14 protein-coding genes are annotated in these 17,046 nt (G+C 71.1%); 4 read left to right on the top strand and 10 right to left on the bottom strand.

The annotated features are described in order from the left end of the window. Positions 1-95: 95 nt before the first annotated feature. Together otsB and BUS84_RS17285 are read right to left on the bottom strand one after the other, a co-directional pair. The gene (gene otsB / locus BUS84_RS17290) at positions 96-2,657 is read right to left on the bottom strand and encodes a trehalose-phosphatase (RefSeq protein WP_074318878.1); all 2,562 of its coding nucleotides are present in this window, start codon (positions 2,655-2,657) and stop codon (positions 96-98) included. A 41-nt stretch (positions 2,658-2,698) separates the two neighbouring features. Continuing rightward, positions 2,699-4,099, bottom strand: coding sequence for an alpha,alpha-trehalose-phosphate synthase (UDP-forming) (locus BUS84_RS17285; RefSeq protein ID WP_074313851.1), 1,401 nt, complete (start codon positions 4,097-4,099; stop codon positions 2,699-2,701). 318 nt (positions 4,100-4,417) lie between these two features. Between BUS84_RS17285 and ettA the strand changes: the two genes are divergently transcribed. The 4 genes from ettA to BUS84_RS17265 all read left to right on the top strand — a co-directional run bounded on the left by ettA (position 4,418) and on the right by BUS84_RS17265 (position 8,010). Then, a complete protein-coding gene (gene ettA, locus BUS84_RS17280; protein ID WP_074318877.1) occupies positions 4,418-6,094 on the top strand; it encodes an energy-dependent translational throttle protein EttA in 1,677 nt (558 codons plus the stop codon). Between the two features lie 12 nt (positions 6,095-6,106). Next, positions 6,107-6,553 carry an acyl-CoA thioesterase gene (locus BUS84_RS17275; RefSeq protein ID WP_074313848.1) on the top strand — a complete coding sequence of 149 codons (447 nt, stop codon included), beginning with the start codon at positions 6,107-6,109 and terminating at the stop codon, positions 6,551-6,553. Next, positions 6,550-7,293 (top strand): DUF8185 domain-containing protein, encoded by a 744-nt coding sequence (locus tag BUS84_RS17270; RefSeq protein ID WP_074313847.1) that lies wholly within the window; start codon positions 6,550-6,552, stop codon positions 7,291-7,293. Before BUS84_RS17275 ends, BUS84_RS17270 begins: the two co-directional genes overlap by 4 nt. A gap of 132 nt (positions 7,294-7,425) precedes the next feature. Beyond that, on the top strand, positions 7,426-8,010 hold the full coding sequence (locus tag BUS84_RS17265) for a type III secretion system chaperone family protein (protein ID WP_074313845.1): 585 nt from the start codon (positions 7,426-7,428) through the stop codon (positions 8,008-8,010). Positions 8,011-8,043: 33 nt separating this feature from the next. Here BUS84_RS17265 and BUS84_RS17260 read toward each other — a convergent pair whose 3' ends face one another. The 8 genes from BUS84_RS17260 to BUS84_RS17225 form a co-directional block, all read right to left on the bottom strand. Next, entirely contained in the window at positions 8,044-8,472 is a 429-nt protein-coding gene (locus tag BUS84_RS17260; RefSeq protein WP_074313843.1) for a globin, read from the bottom strand. 97 nt (positions 8,473-8,569) lie between these two features. After that, a complete protein-coding gene (locus BUS84_RS17255; protein WP_074318876.1) occupies positions 8,570-9,958 on the bottom strand; it encodes an MFS transporter in 1,389 nt (462 codons plus the stop codon). A 233-nt stretch (positions 9,959-10,191) separates the two neighbouring features. Continuing rightward, on the bottom strand, positions 10,192-11,184 hold the full coding sequence (locus tag BUS84_RS17250) for a mechanosensitive ion channel family protein (RefSeq protein WP_425293489.1): 993 nt from the start codon (positions 11,182-11,184) through the stop codon (positions 10,192-10,194). 115 nt (positions 11,185-11,299) lie between these two features. Further along, a complete protein-coding gene (locus tag BUS84_RS17245) occupies positions 11,300-12,487 on the bottom strand; it encodes an MFS transporter (RefSeq protein WP_074313842.1) in 1,188 nt (395 codons plus the stop codon). Further along, positions 12,487-13,914 carry a P-loop NTPase family protein gene (locus BUS84_RS17240; protein WP_074313840.1) on the bottom strand — a complete coding sequence of 476 codons (1,428 nt, stop codon included), beginning with the start codon at positions 13,912-13,914 and terminating at the stop codon, positions 12,487-12,489. Before BUS84_RS17240 ends, BUS84_RS17245 begins: the two co-directional genes overlap by 1 nt. Next, entirely contained in the window at positions 13,914-14,993 is a 1,080-nt protein-coding gene (locus BUS84_RS17235) for a substrate-binding periplasmic protein (RefSeq protein ID WP_074313838.1), read from the bottom strand. The genes BUS84_RS17240 and BUS84_RS17235 overlap by 1 nt, the downstream gene beginning before the upstream one ends. Positions 14,994-15,017: 24 nt before the next feature. Next, positions 15,018-16,439, bottom strand: a complete 1,422-nt coding sequence (locus tag BUS84_RS17230; protein WP_143728449.1) for a TolB-like translocation protein — start codon at positions 16,437-16,439, stop codon at positions 15,018-15,020. After that, positions 16,436-16,948 carry a SigE family RNA polymerase sigma factor gene (locus BUS84_RS17225; RefSeq protein ID WP_074313835.1) on the bottom strand — a complete coding sequence of 171 codons (513 nt, stop codon included), beginning with the start codon at positions 16,946-16,948 and terminating at the stop codon, positions 16,436-16,438. Before BUS84_RS17225 ends, BUS84_RS17230 begins: the two co-directional genes overlap by 4 nt. Positions 16,949-17,046 lie beyond the last annotated feature (98 nt).

The raw sequence follows: 17,046 nt of genomic DNA, 5'->3' as shown, positions 1-17,046 counted from the left end.
GCCGGCCGGCCGGCCACGACACGGGGCTGCCCAGGGACAGCCGACGGGCCGGAGCAGTGAAGCTCCGGCCCGTCGTCGAACTGGCGGTCGGTCGGCTACTGCTTGAGCATGTTGTCCAGCAGCAGGGCGCACCGGATCAGACCGAGGTGGCTGTACGCCTGCGGGTGGTTGCCCAGCCCGCGCTCGGCCAGCGGGTCGTACTGCTCGGGGAGCAGACCGGTCGGACCGGCGGTGAGCACCATCTGCGCGAACAGCTCCTCGGCGTCGGTGCGGCGGCCGGTGCGCAGGTACGCCTCGATCAGCCACGCCGTGCAGATGTGGAAGCCGCCCTCACGGCCGGGCAGGCCGTCGTCCCAGTGGTAGCGGTAGACGACGGGCCCGCTGCGCAGGTCCGCCTCGATCCGCAGCACCGTGGACAGGAAGCGCGGGTCGTCGCCCGGAAGCAGGCCGGAGAGCCCGATCCAGAGCGACGAGGCGTCCATGTCCTCGTCGCCGTACGCGACGCTGTACGCCTCGACCTCCTCGTGCCAGCCGTGCTCCAGCACGTTGGCGGCGATCCGGTCGCGCAGATCCTTCCACTCGGGCCGGTCCTCGCCGCCGTGCTGGCGCATGACGTGCAGCGCCCGGTCAACGGTCATCCAGCACATCACCTTCGAGAAGATGTGGTGCCGGGGTGGCAGCCGGGCCTCCCAGATGCCGTGGTCGGGCTCGTGCCAACGACGGCGGACCGCCTCGACCATGTTGTCCAGCACCCGCCACTCGTCCTCACGGACCGAGCCGCGGGCGTCGGCGACCGCTGCGATCAGGTCGGCGATCGGGCCGAAGACGTCCAGCTGGAGTTGGTGATTGGCGAGGTTGCCGACCCGGACCGGCCGGGAGCCGGCGTACCCGGGCAGGGTGTCGATGACCGCCTCGGCGCCCAGCTCGTAGCCGTCGATGGTGTAGAGCGGGTGCAGCCGCTCCGGGTGCCCGCCGGTGCGCTCGATGCAGCCGTCGACCCAGCGCAGGAACCCCTCGGCCTCCTCGAGGGAACCCAGGTCGACCAGCGCGCGGGCGGTCAGTGCCGCGTCGCGGAGCCAGCAGTAGCGGTAGTCCCAGTTGCGGACGCCGCCCAGCTCCTCGGGGAGCGAGGTGGTCGCCGCCGCCAGGATCGAACCGGTGGCCTCGTGGTACAGCCCGCGCAGGGTGAGCGCGCTGCGGGCGACCAGGTCACGGGAGGTGGACGGCAGCCGCAGCGAGGCGACCCAGTCCTTCCACGGCTGCTCGGCCGCGGCCTGCCGGTCGTGGATCGGCACCCGGTGATGCTCCAGGCTGTGCGTGCCGAAGCGCAGCTCCAGCACGACCTGCCCGCCGGCGGCGGAGAGGTCGACGACCGCCTTGGCGGTCTCGTAGCCGCCGTCGTTGCCGACCTGCCACTCCACGCCGGGGGAGTAGAGCGCGATCGGCTCGTTCGAGCCGAGCACCAGCAGGCCGTCGCCGAGCGGCTGCAACTGCACGGCGACCTGACCGAACTCGGGCCGCGGCGCGAACTCCAGCCGGACCCGGCCGCTGCCGGTGAGCACCCGGATCAGGGTCGAGTCGCCGGTGACCACGACCGGGCCGTCCGGGGTGGTCTCCCGGGCCGGCTTGTCCAGCCAGTCGGTGACGGTGAGCCCGGACCACCGAGTCTCCACGGTCATCGTGCCGGAGCGGTAGCGCTGGCCCAGCGGGATGCCGCCGCGTTCCGGGGTGATGCTGAAGTGGCCCGCCGGGCTGCCACCGACCAGGTCGGCGAAGATCGCCGCCGAGTCCGGCTTGGGGTGGCACAGCCAGCTGACCTTGGCGTCGGGGGTGAGCAGCGCGACGGTGCGGCCGTTGGACAGCATGGAGTGCCGCTCGATCGGCACCGCCCGCTCGCCGAACAGCCAGTGCCGTCGGGTCTCCAGCAGCAGCGCGAGCGCGCGGGCCGCTTCGAGCGGCTCGGCCACCCGGTAGTCGGCCTGGGTGTCCCCGGGACCGATCTTGATGCCGACGTCCGGACCGTGCAGGTTGCCGAACGCGTTCTCGTCGGTCACGTCGTCGCCGATGAAGAGCACCGCGCTGGCCGCGAGCTGGGTTCGCAGCTGGTCGACCGCGGTGCCCTTGTGGGTGGCCACCACGGAGAGCTCGATGACCTCCTTGCCCTGGGTGACCGTGACGTCGTCGAAGGTGGCCGGCCCGTTGCGGACCGCCTCGATGGCCGCGGCGGCGATCTGCGGGTCGACCCCCCGGGTGTGCACCGCGACGCTGGCCGGCTTGCGTTCCAGCCGGATGCCGGGATGTTCGGCGGCGATCTCGCGCAGCGCGTCCCGGACCCGGTTGCGTACCGCGACCAGCTCGGGGGAGAGCCGCTCGACGAAGCCGATGTCGAACTCGGAGCCGTGGCTGCCGACGAGGTGCACCTCGCTGGGCAGCCGGGAGAGTGCGGCCAGGTCGCGCAGCGCCCGGCCGGAGACCACCGCAACGGTGGTCTGCGGCAGCGCGGCGAGCGCGCGGATCGCGGCCACCGACTCGGGCAGCGGTACGGCCGTGCTCGGGTCCTCCACGATCGGCGCCAGGGTGCCGTCGTAGTCGCACGCGATCAGGAGCTGGGGGACCCGGGCGATCCGCCCGATGGCCGAGCGCAGCTCGGGGTCCATCACCCCGGTGGCGATCGCCGCTCCGTCGTTGACGGACGTGTTCACGCGGCCTCCGCCTCCGAGACTCCGAGCTCGGAGAGGAAAGACTTGGCCCAGTGCCCCACGTCGTGGGTACGCAGGTGACGTTGCATTGTCCGCATCCGGCGGCGTGCCTCGGTTTTCTCCACGTGCACGGCCCGGAGCAGGGCGTCCTTGACTGCGTCCGGGTCGTGCGGGTTACACAAAAAGGCCTGGCGCAGCTCGGTCGCGGCGCCGGCGAATTCACTGAGCACGAGCGCGCCACCCTGGTCGGCGCGCGATGCGACGTACTCCTTGGCCACCAGATTCATTCCGTCTCGCAGCGGGGTCACCATCATCACGTCGGCAGCGACGTACATCGCGGCCAGTTCACTGCGACTGTACGACTGATGCAGGTAGTGCACCGCAGGCACGCCGACCCTGCCGAATTCACCATTAATCCGACCAACTTCGCGCTCCACCTTGACCCGAAGAGCCTGGTAATGCTCGACCCGTTCCCGACTCGGCGTGGCCACCTGCACCATAACCGCGTCCGGAACTGTCAACTTTCCGTCAGCCAGGAGCTCCCGGAAAGCCTTCAGCCGCAACTCGATGCCCTTGGTGTAATCCAGGCGGTCCACGCCGAGGATTATCGTCTTCGGGTCACCCAGTTCAGCGCGGATCTGCTTGGCCCGGGCCTGGACCGCCGGGTCGGCGGCCATCCGTTCCATCTCCTGGGTGTCGATCGAGATGGGGAAGGCGCCCGCCTTCACCTGCCGGCCGTCGACCTGGATCATCTGCCCCTCGTAGCGGAGCCCGAGCAGGTGCCGGGCCAGCCGGACGAAGTTCTGCGCCGCGAGCCGCTGCTGGAAGCCGACCAGGTCGGCGCCGAGCAGGCCGCGCAGGATCTCGGTGCGGAACGGCATCTGCATGAACAGCTCGATCGGCGGGAACGGGATGTGCAGGAAGAAGCCGATCCGCAGGTCCGGCCGCAGCTCCCGGAGCATCGCCGGGACGAGCTGGAGCTGGTAGTCCTGCACCCACACCGTCGCGCCCTCGGCCGCGACGTCCGCCGCGGCCTCCGCGAACCGCGCGTTGACCAGGCGGTACGCCTCCCGCCAGCGGCGCTTGTAGGCCGGCGTCTCCACCGCGTCGTGATAGAGCGGCCAGATCGTCGCGTTGGACTGGCCCTCGTAGTAGCGCTCCAACTCCTCGGCGCTCAACGGGACCGGGTGCAGCCGGATGCCCTCCAGGTCGAACGGCTCGGGGGCGGCACCGGTGCCGCCGGCCCAGCCGACCCAGGTCCCCTGGTGCTCGGCGAGCACGGGATGCAGCGCGGTGACCAGCCCGCCGGGGCTGCGTCGCCACTGCCGTCCCTCAGGTGTGCTCACCTCGTCGACCGGCAGACGGTTCGCCACTACGACAAAGGAGCTACGGACGGTCACGATCGGCCACCTCCGGGTACTGACGGGTCCACCGCGATGAGCGTACTGAGCGTAGCTGCGGCCTCTGTTGCCCCGTGCCGGAGTTCCGTACCCGCTCCGCGGGGGCTGAATCGGAATCGTGATCTTGTTGACAGGGTGGTTCGGTGAGCGGCACGACGTACTCCTGGGGCGGGGTGATGTGGGCGAAGCGGGCCGTACCTGTCAGGATTGACGATGGCGTGCGCGCGGCCGGCTCCCGGCCGGCGGCGGCGGGCGGAGGTCGCAGCCCGCGCCGCGCCGCCGATCATGCGACAGCAACCGACGGAGGTAGCCCGCACCGTGGCCCAGTTCATCTACGTCCTGGAAAAGGCGCGCAAGGCGCACGGCGACAAGGTCGTGCTCGACAACGTGACGCTGAACTTCCTGCCGGGGGCCAAGATCGGTGTGGTCGGCCCGAACGGTGCCGGTAAGTCCAGCCTCCTCAAGATCATGGCAGGGCTGGACAAGCCGAGCAACGGCGAGGCCCGGCTGATGCCCGGCTACACCGTGGGCATGCTCGCCCAGGAGCCCCCGCTCAACGACGCCAAGACCGTGCTCGGCAACGTCGAGGAGGCGGTCGCCGAGACCAAGGCCAAGCTGGAGCGGTTCAACAAGATCGCCGAGCAGATGGCCACCGACTACTCCGACGAGCTGATGGAGCAGATGGGCAAGCTCCAGGAGGAGCTCGACCACGCCGACGCGTGGGACATCGACTCCAAGCTCGAGCTGGCCATGGACGCCCTGCGCTGCCCGCCGCCGGACGCCGACGTGACGCAGCTCTCCGGTGGTGAGCGCCGCCGGGTCGCGCTCTGCAAGCTGCTGCTGGAGGCGCCCGACCTGCTGCTGCTCGACGAGCCCACCAACCACCTGGACGCGGAGAGCGTCTCCTGGCTGGAGCAGCACCTCGCCAAGTACGCCGGCACCGTCATGGCGATCACGCACGACCGGTACTTCCTCGACAACGTGGCCAACTGGATCCTGGAGCTGGACCGCGGCCGCACCTACCCGTACGAGGGCAACTACTCCACGTACCTGGAGAAGAAGGCCGCCCGGCTGGCCGTCGAGGGTCGCCGCGACGCCAAGATGAAGAAGCGCCTCACCGAGGAGCTGGAGTGGGTCCGCTCCAACGCCAAGGCCCGGCAGACCAAGTCCAAGGCCCGCCTGGACCGGTACGACGAGATGGCCACCGAGGCGGAGAAGACCCGGAAGCTGGACTTCGAGGAGATCCAGATCCCGCCGGGCCCGCGCCTGGGCAGCACGGTCATCGAGGCATCCCACCTCACCAAGGGCTTCGGCGACCGGGTGCTCATCGACGACCTGTCGTTCTCGCTGCCGCGTAACGGCATCGTCGGCATCATCGGCCCGAACGGCGTCGGCAAGACCACGCTGTTCAAGACCATCGTCGGGCTGGAGGAGCCGACCGGCGGCGAGGTCCGGGTCGGCCCCACCGTCTCGCTGTCGTACGTCGACCAGAACCGGCAGGGCCTCGACGGTGACAAGACCGTCTGGGAGGTCGTCTCCGACGGCCTGGACTACCTGATGGTCGGCAAGGTCGAGATGCCGTCGCGGGCGTACATCGCCGCATTCGGCTTCAAGGGACCGGACCAGCAGAAGCCGACCAAGGTGCTCTCCGGCGGCGAGCGCAACCGGCTCAACCTGGCGCTGACCCTGAAGATCGGCGGCAACGTCATCCTGCTCGACGAGCCGACGAACGACCTGGACGTGGAGACCCTCTCCAGCCTGGAGAACGCGCTGCTGGAGTTCCCCGGCTGCGCCGTGGTCATCTCCCACGACCGGATGTTCCTGGACCGGGTCTCCACGCACATCCTGGCCTGGGAGGGCGACGACGAGAACCCCTCGAAGTGGTTCTGGTTCGAGGGCAACTTCGAGGCGTACGAGAAGAACAAGATCGACCGCCTCGGCGCGGAGGCCGCCCGGCCGCACCGGGTGACCTACCGCAAGCTGACCCGCGACTGACCGGCCGAGAAGGTGTCTGACCGGTTCGTCTACCACTGCACACTGCGCTGGTCCGACCTGGACGCGTACGGCCACGTCAACAACTCGCGCTTCCTCACCCTGTACGAGGAGGCGCGGGTGGCGTTGATGTTCGCCGGCGGCCGGGCCTGGGGGGTCGGCTCGTTCGCCGACGGGGTGGTGATCCGCCGGCACGAGGTGGACTACCTGCGCCCGGTCGACTACGCGCTGGGTCGGGCCACCGCGGAGGCCGCGCCCACCGTCCGGATCGAGCTGTGGGTGGAGGAGATCCGGGCCTCCCGGTTCACCGTCGCCTACGAGCTGTACGACGGCGAGGTGCTGGCCAGCCGGGCCCGCTCGGTGCTGGTGCCGTTCGACCTGACCCGCCAGGTGCCCCGGCGGATCACCGCCGAGGAGCGGGAGTTCCTGCTCACCTACGCCCCGCAGGGCGGCGCGGCGTGACCCGGCCGGGCGCGGCCGGGCCGGACCGCGCGGAGGCGCCGGCGCCCGGGCACGGCCTCACCGGCGTGGCCGACGCGGGCGCCTTCCTGGCCAGGCTGGTCCGGCTGGATCCCGTCGCGCCGGTCCGGCTGCGGCCGGCCGGCGCCGCCGGCCGGGTCGCTCTCTGGGCCCGGCTGCCGTGGCAGGTGCTGGTGGTCCGGACCGTGGACGGCGGTCCGGCCGACGGCACGTCCACGGACGTCACGGTGGCGGCCCCGGAGCTGCTGGCGGAGCTGGAGCGCGGGGGCGTGGCCCTGCCGGCACGCCGGGACGCGCAGTGGCGGTGGCCGCTGCCGCCGCCCCGCAGCCGGCCGGTGGAGGCGCTGCCCGCCGCCGAGCTGTGGCGGATCGCGGGCGCGGCGGCCGGCACCCTGCGGGCCGCGAGTGAGCACGGCGTGGCCGGCCGCGCGGTGGGCCAGCGCGCGCTGCGCGACGCGCTGCTCGACCACGTGGCCGTGCTGGTCACTCCGGACGACCCGCCCGGCCCGCCGGTGGAGGTGCCGCAGCGACTGGTGCAGGGGCTGATCCGGATGGGCTTCCTGGGCACGGCGGACCGCCCCGTGGGCGCGTCCGCGGAGGCGGCCGTCCAGGTGCGGGTTGCCGGCCGTTGGGTCGGCCTGGTGGGACCATACGGAGCGGCCTGGTTGCAGAAGGCCACGGATCTCGCCGTGACGCCCCTGGGGACTCGTCTGAACGGATGACCCCTGGTCATTCTTATGGGCTGGGGCGGTCGTTGGGGGGATGCTTCAACCCGGCTGTCCGGGTACCGTCCATCCTCGGATCCAACGCACCGTAGGCGGCTGGATCCGCTGGGGAGTGAGGTGCGACGAGCGATGCCGTGGTGGTCATGGCGCCCGGGTCCCGCCGAGGGCGGCGATCCGGAAACCCGAAGCGGGATCACAGTGGAGAGCGCGGTCCGGGTCGGACCGCCCAGCCCTCGCCAGCCGGGGGACGACTGCCCGGGCAACGAGCGGCCCGTGCTGACCGAGATGCCGGCCACCGTCGAGGCGGTGAGCCTGCGCCGGGTCTGTGACGCACTCGATCTGCTCGACGTGCGATACCTGGCCGACGGCGACGGCAACCTGCTGGCCATGTGGGAGCGGCACGCCGTGCTGGTCACCCTCGAGGGGCCGGAGGACGAGATCCTGGTGATGCGGGCCCGTCCGCACGCCACGGTGCCGCCGGACTGGGCCGACCGGGCCTACCGGGTGGTCAACGAGTGGAACCACACCCGACGGTTCTGCAAGGCGTACATCGGTGACCCGACCGAACGCGGGCAGCTACCGATTTACGCCGAGCTTCAGGTGCCGCTCGCCGCCGGCACCCACGACGCCCTGCTGGTCGAGATGCTCGACTGCGGCGCCGCGGTGGCCACCAGCTTCGTGGACTGGCTGCACGACGAGGGCGCGCTGCTCTGAGGCTGCCGCCGGGCGGGCGCCGGGACGGGCCCGTCAGGCGCCGTCGGCCGCATCCTCCGTGGCGTTGACCATGAAGTACGCGGCCCGCTCCAGGTAGTCCCAGAGCGCGCCGGCGACCTCAGGCTCCAGTTCGAGCCGGTCCACGGCGCGGCGCATGTGCCGCAGCCAGGCGTCCCGCTCGGCCAGGCCGATGCGGAACGGGGCGTGCCGCATACGCAGCCGCGGGTGCCCCCGCTGGGCGGAGTAGGTGTTCGGCCCGCCCCAGTACTGCATCAGGAACAGGGCCATCCGGTCCGCCGCCGGGCCCAGGTCCTCCTCCGGGTACATGGGCCGGAGCAGGGGATCGGTGGCGACGCCGGCGTAGAACTCGTCCACCAGCTTGCGGAAGGTGGGCTCGCCGCCGATCGCCTCGAAGAGGGTTGTCGACGCACCGGGACGGTCGGATTCGCCTGCGGGGTTCACCGTTCCATCCTGCCAGGTGTGGCCTGCGTCAGCCCGACCCGGACGCCGTGCGTCGGGTCACGCCGGCCCGCTCCCGTCGGAGCCCGCAGGGACCGGCTCAGGTGACCGCGTGCCGGCGGCGGCCGTCACCGGTCCGCGGCTCGGGGCCCGCCGCCGCGCCGCCGGAGGTCGGGCCGTCCGGATCTGGCTGGCTGACCGGTGACTCGGCGTTGGCCGCGACCGCTGCCGCGATCGTCCCGTTCACCGTCTGCTGGTCCGGCCACCGCAGCGCGGCCACCGTCATCAGCAGCACCCCGGCCGCGCTCCACACCCCGACCACCAGCGGGATGGCGAACCGCTCGGCGAGCAACCCGGTGACCAGCACCGCCACACCCTGGATGACCTGCACGCCGGTGGCCATCACGCCGAACGCGCGGGCCCGGAAAGCGGCGGGCAGCGCCTGGACGAACAGCCCGTTGGCCATCGGCAGCATGCCGGCGACCGCGAACCCGCAGAGGGCCGCGAGCAGCGCCACCACCAGCGGCGGCGGGTCGAACAGCGCCGGCACGAGCACCAGTGGGGCGAACACGGCCAGCGGCCGCATCAGGGCCAGCCGGCGTGCCGGACCGAACAGTCGGCTCACCAGCAGCCCGCCGAGGATGAAACCGACCGGGTTGGCCACCATGATCACCGCCTGCGCCACGCCCGCGTCCAGGTCGCCGCCGGCGTCCTTGTTGGCCCAGGCCGCGGCCAGCCCCTCCGGAACGATCGAGAAGAGCATCGCGCTGAACACCAGCACCGCGATTGCCCGCAGCACCGGTGTGCCGAACACGATCTGGAACCCCTGGGCGGTCTCGCGGAGCAGGTGGCTGCGGTGCGCGGTGGTCATCAGCGGGGCCCGGTCGCGGACGCCCAGGCGGACGAGCAGCGCCGAGGCGGCGAAGGTCAACGCGTTGATCAGGAGCGCGAGCCCCGGGTCGATCGCGGCGACGGCGGCGCCGAGCAGGTAGCCGACGACCTGGGCAGCCTGCCCGATGCTGCTGTTCAGCGACAACCCGACCACCAGCCGGTCCCCGGCGAGGATCTGCGGTATCAGCGCGGACTTCGCCGCCTGGCTGGGCGGGTTGGCCAGCGTGGCGGCGAAGATCAGCACCAGCACCGCCGGGATGGGCAGGTTGGGGATGGCGATGAGCAGCATAAGCGCCATCCGGATCACGTCACACGCCACCATCACCCGTCGGTACGGGTAGCGCTCCGCCAGCGCGGCGAGCAGAGGGCCACCGAGCAGCCAGGGCAGGTAGCTGACCGCGAAGGCGGCGGCGGAGAGCGCGACGGATTCGGTCTGCTGGTAGACGAGCAGGGTGACGGCGGCCTTGGCGACGTAGTCACCGACCCAGGAGAGGGCGCCGGCCGTGAAGACGGCCCGGAACTCGCGTTGGTCGAACACCTCGCGGAAAGTGGCCGGGCCTTCCGCAGAAGGTCGCTCGTCGGGCACCGTCGCCTCCATCGGCCCCCGGGGGACCGCTCGTGGCAGCCCGGCCGGGAACACTCGTCAGATCTACGGATCAACGAGGATGTGATCACGCTCCGGCGGGAACGCGTGCTCCGGATTCTGCCCGATCGTCTGACAACTAGCTAGCGCTAACGGATCATTCGTCGCATCCCCGACTGAACGAACGGACGATACCTGAGGGGCCGGGTGGCCCGCGACCCCTGGATTCGCGGACAGTGCCCGCCGGGTCAGGTCGCGCCGCCCTGACCAGTCTCGCCGTCGGCCATCGGCCGGTTCAGTAGACCGGGATAGATGCGCGACGAGGCGATCTGTGCGGTGATCCCCGAGTTCTCCAGCGCCTCCGCCAGCCGCCGGCGCAGCTCCCGTCCCACCGCGAACTGCCCGTCGGCGGTCGTCTTCACCACCGTCCGGATCACCGCGCCGTCCACCGTCATCTGTTCGACGCCGAGCACCTCCGGCGCCTCCACGATCTCCGGCGACAGTTCCGGGTCCACCGCCACCGAGGCGGCCGCGGTCCGCAGCACGGCGGTCGCCTCCTCGGTGCCGCTGAAGCCGATCGGGAGGTCCACCACCACTAGGGCCCATCCCTGGCTCTTGTTGCCCACCCGGATGATCTCGCCGTTGCGGATGTACCAGAGCACACCGCGACCGTCGCGCACGGTGGTGACCCGCAGCCCGACCGACTCGACCACACCGGTCGCCTCGCCCAGGTCGACGGTGTCACCCACGCCGTACTGGTCCTCGATCAGCATGAACAACCCCGCGATCAGATCCTTGACCAGGCTCTGGGCGCCGAAGCCCAGCGCGACACCGGCGATCCCGGCGCTGGCCAGCAGCGGAGCCAGGTCGAAGCTGAACTCACGCAGGATCATCAGCAGCGCGATGCCGAAGACGAACGCGGTGGTCAGGCTGCGTAGCACCGAGCCGATCGCCTCGGCCCGCTGCCGACGCCGCTCCGGCACGAACTCGGTCGGGTCGACCGCGGCGGTGGGCACCCGTTCGCGCAGTGGCCGCAGCATCGTCGGCACCGCACCGTCGGTGGTGGTCCGGACCAACCGGTCGATCGTCCGGTGCAGCGCCCATCGGGCGAACATCGCCAGCGCCACGATCAGCAGTACTCGCAGCGGCTTGAGCAGGATCCAGTAGCTGCCCTCGGCGAACCAGGCCGAGTGGGTCATTCGGTACAGGAACTCGCAGGAGGAACTGCCCTGGCAGTTCACCGACGTGGCGGTGGACAGGGCAAGGGGCGTCACGCTGGCGGCACTCACCCTGTCTTCGTACCGTAAGGAAGCCGAGCGCCCGCCGCCGACCCACCGGCCGGTGACCTGCCGCCGCTCAGCGGTCGGGTGCAGGGCCGGCGGCCATCCGGATCCGGCGGATTCCAGGCACCGCCAGGCTGATCAGCACCACGCCTGTGCCGGCCCAGATCCCGAACGCGAAAGACGTGGAGTGCCGCTCCGCCAGTATCCCGAGACCGGGGCGGGCCACGGCGATGCCGACACCGCCGACACAGGCGATCACCCCGAATATCGTGGCGCGCACCGCTCGCGGGGTGACCTCGTTGGTGAAGACCTCCAGCACCGTCAGGCCGAGGGTGTATCCGAATCCCATCATCGGCAGGAAGAGGAACGGGCCGAGCCGGTCCATCTGGTTGATCGCCACCAGCGCGGCGAGGATGAGGAGGAACGCGGCGCTCAGCGCACCCGGGCGGTGCCGCGGGCGGACGTATCCGGCGACCAGCCCACCGAGCGCCGAGGCGGCCGCGAACACCCCGTACATCCATCCGGTGACCTGCGCGGTCAGGCCCAGATGGAGCGCAAGTGGCTGGAACAGGATGCGGGCGCTCCAGCCGAACAGCAGCAGCAGCGCCCCCAGCCGCACGGCCCGGCGTACCCGGGGGTCGGCTGCCGCGCCCCGGATGTCCGCCAGCACCGAGGAGAGCGTGGCGACCACCCGTGAGCCGGCGATCTCCGGCAGCGTGTACGCGAGCAGGAACGCGACCGCGGCCAGCACGGCGGTGACGGCGAACGGGAGCCGGTGGTCCACGTCGTACAGGTAGCCGGCGGCCAGCAGCGAGACGAGTACGGACACGTTGCCGACCGCCCGTACCAGCCCGATGGCCCTGGCCGGGTCGATGTCGAGAGGGTCCTGGGCGCACAGTTCGTACAGGTAGGTGCTGGCCGCGCCGGACGACAGTGCCCACAGCACACCCCAGAGCACCCACGCTCCGAACAGCACCTGCACGGACCGGATCTGCGTAATGACGGTGAAGGTCAGCACCGTCGCACCGGCCAGCGTCAGATAGGTGGCCCGCCGCCCGATCCGGTCGGCGACCAGCCCCACCGGGAACTCGCAGATCACCGAGACGATCCGGAACGCTCCGTCGGCGAGTACCGCCGTCGTCAGAGGGAAGCCCAGGTCGAGCAGGTAGATCAGCCAGATGGGAAACCAGAACTGCACTTCGAGCAGGAACTGGGTGATCGCCAGCGTCCGGATCGGGCGACTGCGCAGGGCTGTTCGCATCAGGTCCGGTCGCGACGGAAGAACAAATACATGATCACCAACAGCAGCGACACTATGCCGGACGTGATCAGGACGGCGTCCGCCGGCTGCCCGGCGATCCATCCCATGATGGACGACCGTCCCAGGTCGGAGACCGCCATGCCCGGGTCGTTGGCCAACGAGCGCCCGAACTCGGTGACCGCGAGCGCCGTTCCCAGGATCGACGTCACACCGATACCCAGCAGGATGAGGTCGGTGAACATCGCCGAACGGGCGGTGCGCCGTGCGGCGAGTTCGGCCAGGCGCCGGTCACAGATCTCGATCTTGAACCGGACCGGCTGCGCCAGGAGGCTCTCGTAGTCCCAGAACTCGAGGATGGCGTCCATCTCCGTCCGTACCGCGCGCTTGAGGTACTTCGACAGGTCCTGGCGCTCCATCATGATCAGCTCGGCGCGCTGACTCAGCCCCAACAGGTTCCCCCTGAGCTGCTCCAGTTCCCAGCGGGAACCGGCCGCCGCCGAATCTGCGAGAATCTTCGACAGCCGGGCGTCGATCCGGTCCAGCGCGCCGTAGAACACCTGCGCGTAGCGCAGGGCGTCCCACTGGTCGCGGAACGGGTCGCCGGGCAGCATCCGGCCGCCTGCCCCGGTGCGGTCCAGGAAGATGTAGTTCAGCCAGCGGATCAGATGCTCCAGGTCGCCGTCGAGCAGCCGGTCCGCCGGGCTGCGGACGTCGTCGGCGATCACCACGTCCTTGATCCAGTGCCGCGTCACCGCATCGGCTCCGGGCTCGGCCGGATCGAGTACGAGGCTACGGGTGACCCAGAGCGGTTCCCCGAACTCCGCCGTCAACGGGTCGCCGTCAGGGGTCGCCGTGGCCAGGATCCGGCTGTCCCGGTCGGCCTGACGCAGCAGGCGCAGCAGCGGGTCCAGGTACCGCGCGACGATCTCCCGCGCTGCCCGCTCACCCATCGCCACCGCTCGGGCCTGGAGTTCGTCGAGGCGGCTCGCCAGGCCGTCGGTGTCCTCGGTCGGCCGCGGATCAACGTCCGCCAGTATCTCGAGCAACATCAGGCCGTGGTCGTAGAGCCGGAAACTGATCTCGATGACCCCGGCATGCGGGGCGGTGGTGACGCCGCTGAACGCGGCTGGCAGATGCTCGGGGTACAGCGTGCCGGTGAGGACGTGCATCGTGCGCTCGATGGCGTGGTCATCGATGGTGCGGTAGAGATTGAACGACCGTGTGGCCCGGGTGTGCTCCAGCACGACGGACGGGGGGCGTCGGGGCCGATCCGCCACCGGGCCCGGGGTCAGTCCCGCCAGCAACTCGTCCACCGCCGGCTGCTGTTCGGCCCAGAACCGCGCGTACCCGTGCGGATCGCGCAGCGACGCACCCGGTACGGCGTAGTAGTCCACCGCGACCGGGGCCAGGGTCCGTAGCTGGATCATCAGGTCACCGGATCGAGCAGCAGGGCACGGGCATCGACGTGAAGCACCCGGCCCTGCGCGGGACCGTTGGTGACCTTCACCTTGACGAGGACCTGTGCCGGCGGCGGGCCTGCGGTGCCGACGAACGCCTCGGGCCAGGCCAGCACTCGCGCCCTGGTGCCCCTCGGGGCAAGCAGAACCGGCTTGCCGTCCTGGTCGAGGAGTTCCACCAGACCCGACGCGGCGACCGGAGTCAGGGTCACCTCGTGGGACGCGGACGGTTCGAGTTCGGCGACGATGTCCTCGTACTCCTGGCTCTGGCGCATCGTCCTGAGCATCGCGTTGAGCTTCGCCATCACCGAGGCGCCCTCGTCGGTGTCCGCCATCATGAAGTGCAGGCCCTGCACCGAATGCACCAGCCGGTTGTCGCCCTGGAGGTGACCGAAGTCCGCGGCGTCACCGGCGAAGGACGGGTCGGCGAGCACCGCCTGCCCGGAGAGCAGCCCCTCGGCGAGCAGGTCGATCCGGCCGTCGGCGAGCGCCCGGAAGCCCTCCAGGGCCGATCCGAACTCCACGAATTCGGGAACCGCGGACTCCAGCTCGTCCCAGTAGTCGTACCCGGCGATGCCGCCCACCCGTAACGCACCGAGGTCGCCGGCGGACGAGATCTTCGGCTCGCCGCGGCGGCGGTTGTAGAACAGCACGTACTCGAAGTCGATGAGCGGGTCGGAGAGGAGGAATTTGGTACGCCGTGACTCGCTGCCCACCAGCGGAAACGCCCCGATGGAGGCACCGGAGGAGACCTTCTCCTCGGCCAGGGACCACGATGTGTACCTGACCTCGGGGGAGTATCCGGAGCGGCTGAGCAGTTCGACGACCAACTCCGTGACCGGCCCGCCGTCGGGCAGATCGGGACCCACGAACGGTGCCCACGCACCGCTGGAGACCAGCACAGCCCGGGACGGTGCGGTGGGGGAACCGCGCAGTCCGACGGCCACGACCCCCGTGGCCGCGACCACCGCCCCCAACAGGACCAGCGCCGGCGCCCAGCTCCGAAGCGGCTTCAGTAGGGCGGACAGCCGGCGCGAGTTCGGGGTCACGACCGGCGATCCTATCCGGACCGATCAAGTACGAGCAGCCGTCGAACCGGGTGCCATCCGTCGTCGGGCGACCAGCCGCCAGCCCACCAGGGGCAGCACCAGTCCGACCAGCGCCACCAGGAACTGCCCGACGGGCCACCATATGGCGAGCAGCCGACGGATGGCCCCCTCGGGCCACGACGGCGACGGTCCGCCGAAGTTGTCCAGCAGGTTGGCGGGTACGTCGACGAAGAGGGCGCTGGAAGGCAGCTCGACCAACGTGGGGCGGGACCCGTCCGGGCGGAACTCCCGCAGCTCGACCGCGCCGACCTGCCACCAGCCGGTTTCGGACCAGAGGGGGTCGTCCGGCCGCTTGATCGTTCCCTCTTCCGGCTGGTACTCGGCGACGACGGCGTCACCGTCGCGCTGCCAGCCGAGCAGCCTGGCGGCCAGGCCTCGTGCGGGGGGCAGTGCTGGCCCGCTCGCCGGGGCGCCGGTGGCCGCGTCCCGGTACTCGATCCGGATCTGCCGCCCGGCCAGGCGTTTCTCGTCGCAGCTGCCGCCGTCCTCGCAGTCGCCAATTGCCCAGGTGGCAAGCCGGTTGCCGTCGGGCGTCCAGGCACCGGGCCCGGCGAGGCGGTCGCGTGGGGTGAGGGCACCAAGGGTGCGTGTCGTGCTGGCGGCCAGGTCGACAATGTACAGCGCGTCAGTCGTCGCCACGGCGAGGCGGGAGCCGTCCGGGGCGAAGGCGGCGACGTTGCCGGTGTGGAACGCCCCGGTGATTCGGGGGAGCTGGTGCAGCGCCCCGGTAGCCGGGTCGAGCAGGCTCAACCGCCCCAGCTGCCCGTCGAGGGTGTGTGACATGACCAGCAGCGACCGGCCATCCGGGGCCCAGGCGACCGGCAGGCCACCGGCATAGTGCCGCATCTGACCGCTGGCCAGGTCGACGATCATGGTTGTGCCGAGCGGGTCGTCGGGCCAGTCGCTGCCCTCCAGCCCGGGTTGAGCGGCCAGCTGGCGACCGTCGGGCGAGAGCAGCAGACCGCCGGTTCCCGCAGTGGTCTCCCCGACCGTGCGGGCCAGGCGGTAGCTGCCGTCGGCCGCCACTACCAGGCTGCGCCCCTCCCAGCCCCAGATGTCGCTGCCGCGAAGCTCTCGGTCGCCGGTCACCAGCAGGACCGCCGGCCCCGGTGGGTCCTCGTTGATGGTTGCCTCTCCGGTCAGCGGTGGGTAGGCCCGCGACGGCACCACCGGCCGGTCCGGGCTGGTCGGCACGGGACCGGCGTCCGGCAGCGCGGGCAGCAGCAGTGGCACGCTGACCAACACCGCCACGAGCGTCCCCAGCACCGCCCCGACCTGGCGTCGGCGTCGGCGTCGCCCTCGTCGCCAGATATCCGGCGAGATCCGTGCAGGGCGCGACTCGTCGGCCATCCGACGCAGCGTCTCCGTCAGCACCTGATCGCTCACGACTGCACCTCCAACCGCCCCGCCAACTCCGGGGCGAGCACCCGCAGTCGGGCCAGCCCGTCCCGCAGCTGGCTCTTCACCGTCCCCACCTGGCAGCCGAGCGTCTCGGCGATCTGTGCCTCGCTGAGATCGCCGAAATACCGCAGCACGATCGCCGCGCGCTGCCGGGGTGCGAGCCGGGCCAGCGCCGCCCGGACCGCGAGCGATACGGCGACCGCGTCCGCCTCGTCCGGCACCGGCCGATCGATGGTGTCGAGCGGAGTCTCCCTGACCCGGCGGTACCGCCACCGCCACCAGGAGACGTGCTGGTGGTAGAGGACTCGACGCACGTACGGGTCCGGATCGCCGTTGGCCACCACCCGCTTCCACCGGCCGGCGACCCGCAGCAGAGCCTGCTGGGCCAGATCCTCGGCGAGGTGGTGATCGCCGGTGAGCAGGTAGGCGTGCCGAGACAGACCCGGACCACGGGCCTGCACGTACGCCTCGAACGACTGCCGGTCGGCATCCACACGCCACCTCCTGCTCTGCTTACACGCCGAGCAGCGGAGCTTAGAGGGGCCTCGGCGCAAGATTCTTCGCCGATCTCCACTGGACCGGACCACGGGCT

Source organism: Micromonospora cremea (assembly GCF_900143515.1).
GTDB classification, from domain to species: Bacteria; Actinomycetota; Actinomycetes; order Mycobacteriales; family Micromonosporaceae; genus Micromonospora; species Micromonospora cremea.
Note: the sequence above shows the minus strand (reverse complement) of the source record. Positions and strands in the feature narration are given on the sequence as shown.

Bases quoted from the DNA above. Each gene is read 5' to 3' on its own strand.
- otsB (WP_074318878.1), bottom strand. From the start codon at position 2,657: ATGGACCCCGAGCTGCGCTCGGCCATCGGGCGGATCGCCCGGGTCCCC.
- BUS84_RS17265 (WP_074313845.1), top strand. From the start codon at position 7,426: ATGCCGTGGTGGTCATGGCGCCCGGGTCCCGCCGAGGGCGGCGATCCG.
- BUS84_RS17255 (WP_074318876.1), bottom strand. From the start codon at position 9,958: ATGGAGGCGACGGTGCCCGACGAGCGACCTTCTGCGGAAGGCCCGGCC.
- BUS84_RS17245 (WP_074313842.1), bottom strand. From the start codon at position 12,487: ATGCGAACAGCCCTGCGCAGTCGCCCGATCCGGACGCTGGCGATCACC.
- BUS84_RS17240 (WP_074313840.1), bottom strand. From the start codon at position 13,914: ATGATCCAGCTACGGACCCTGGCCCCGGTCGCGGTGGACTACTACGCC.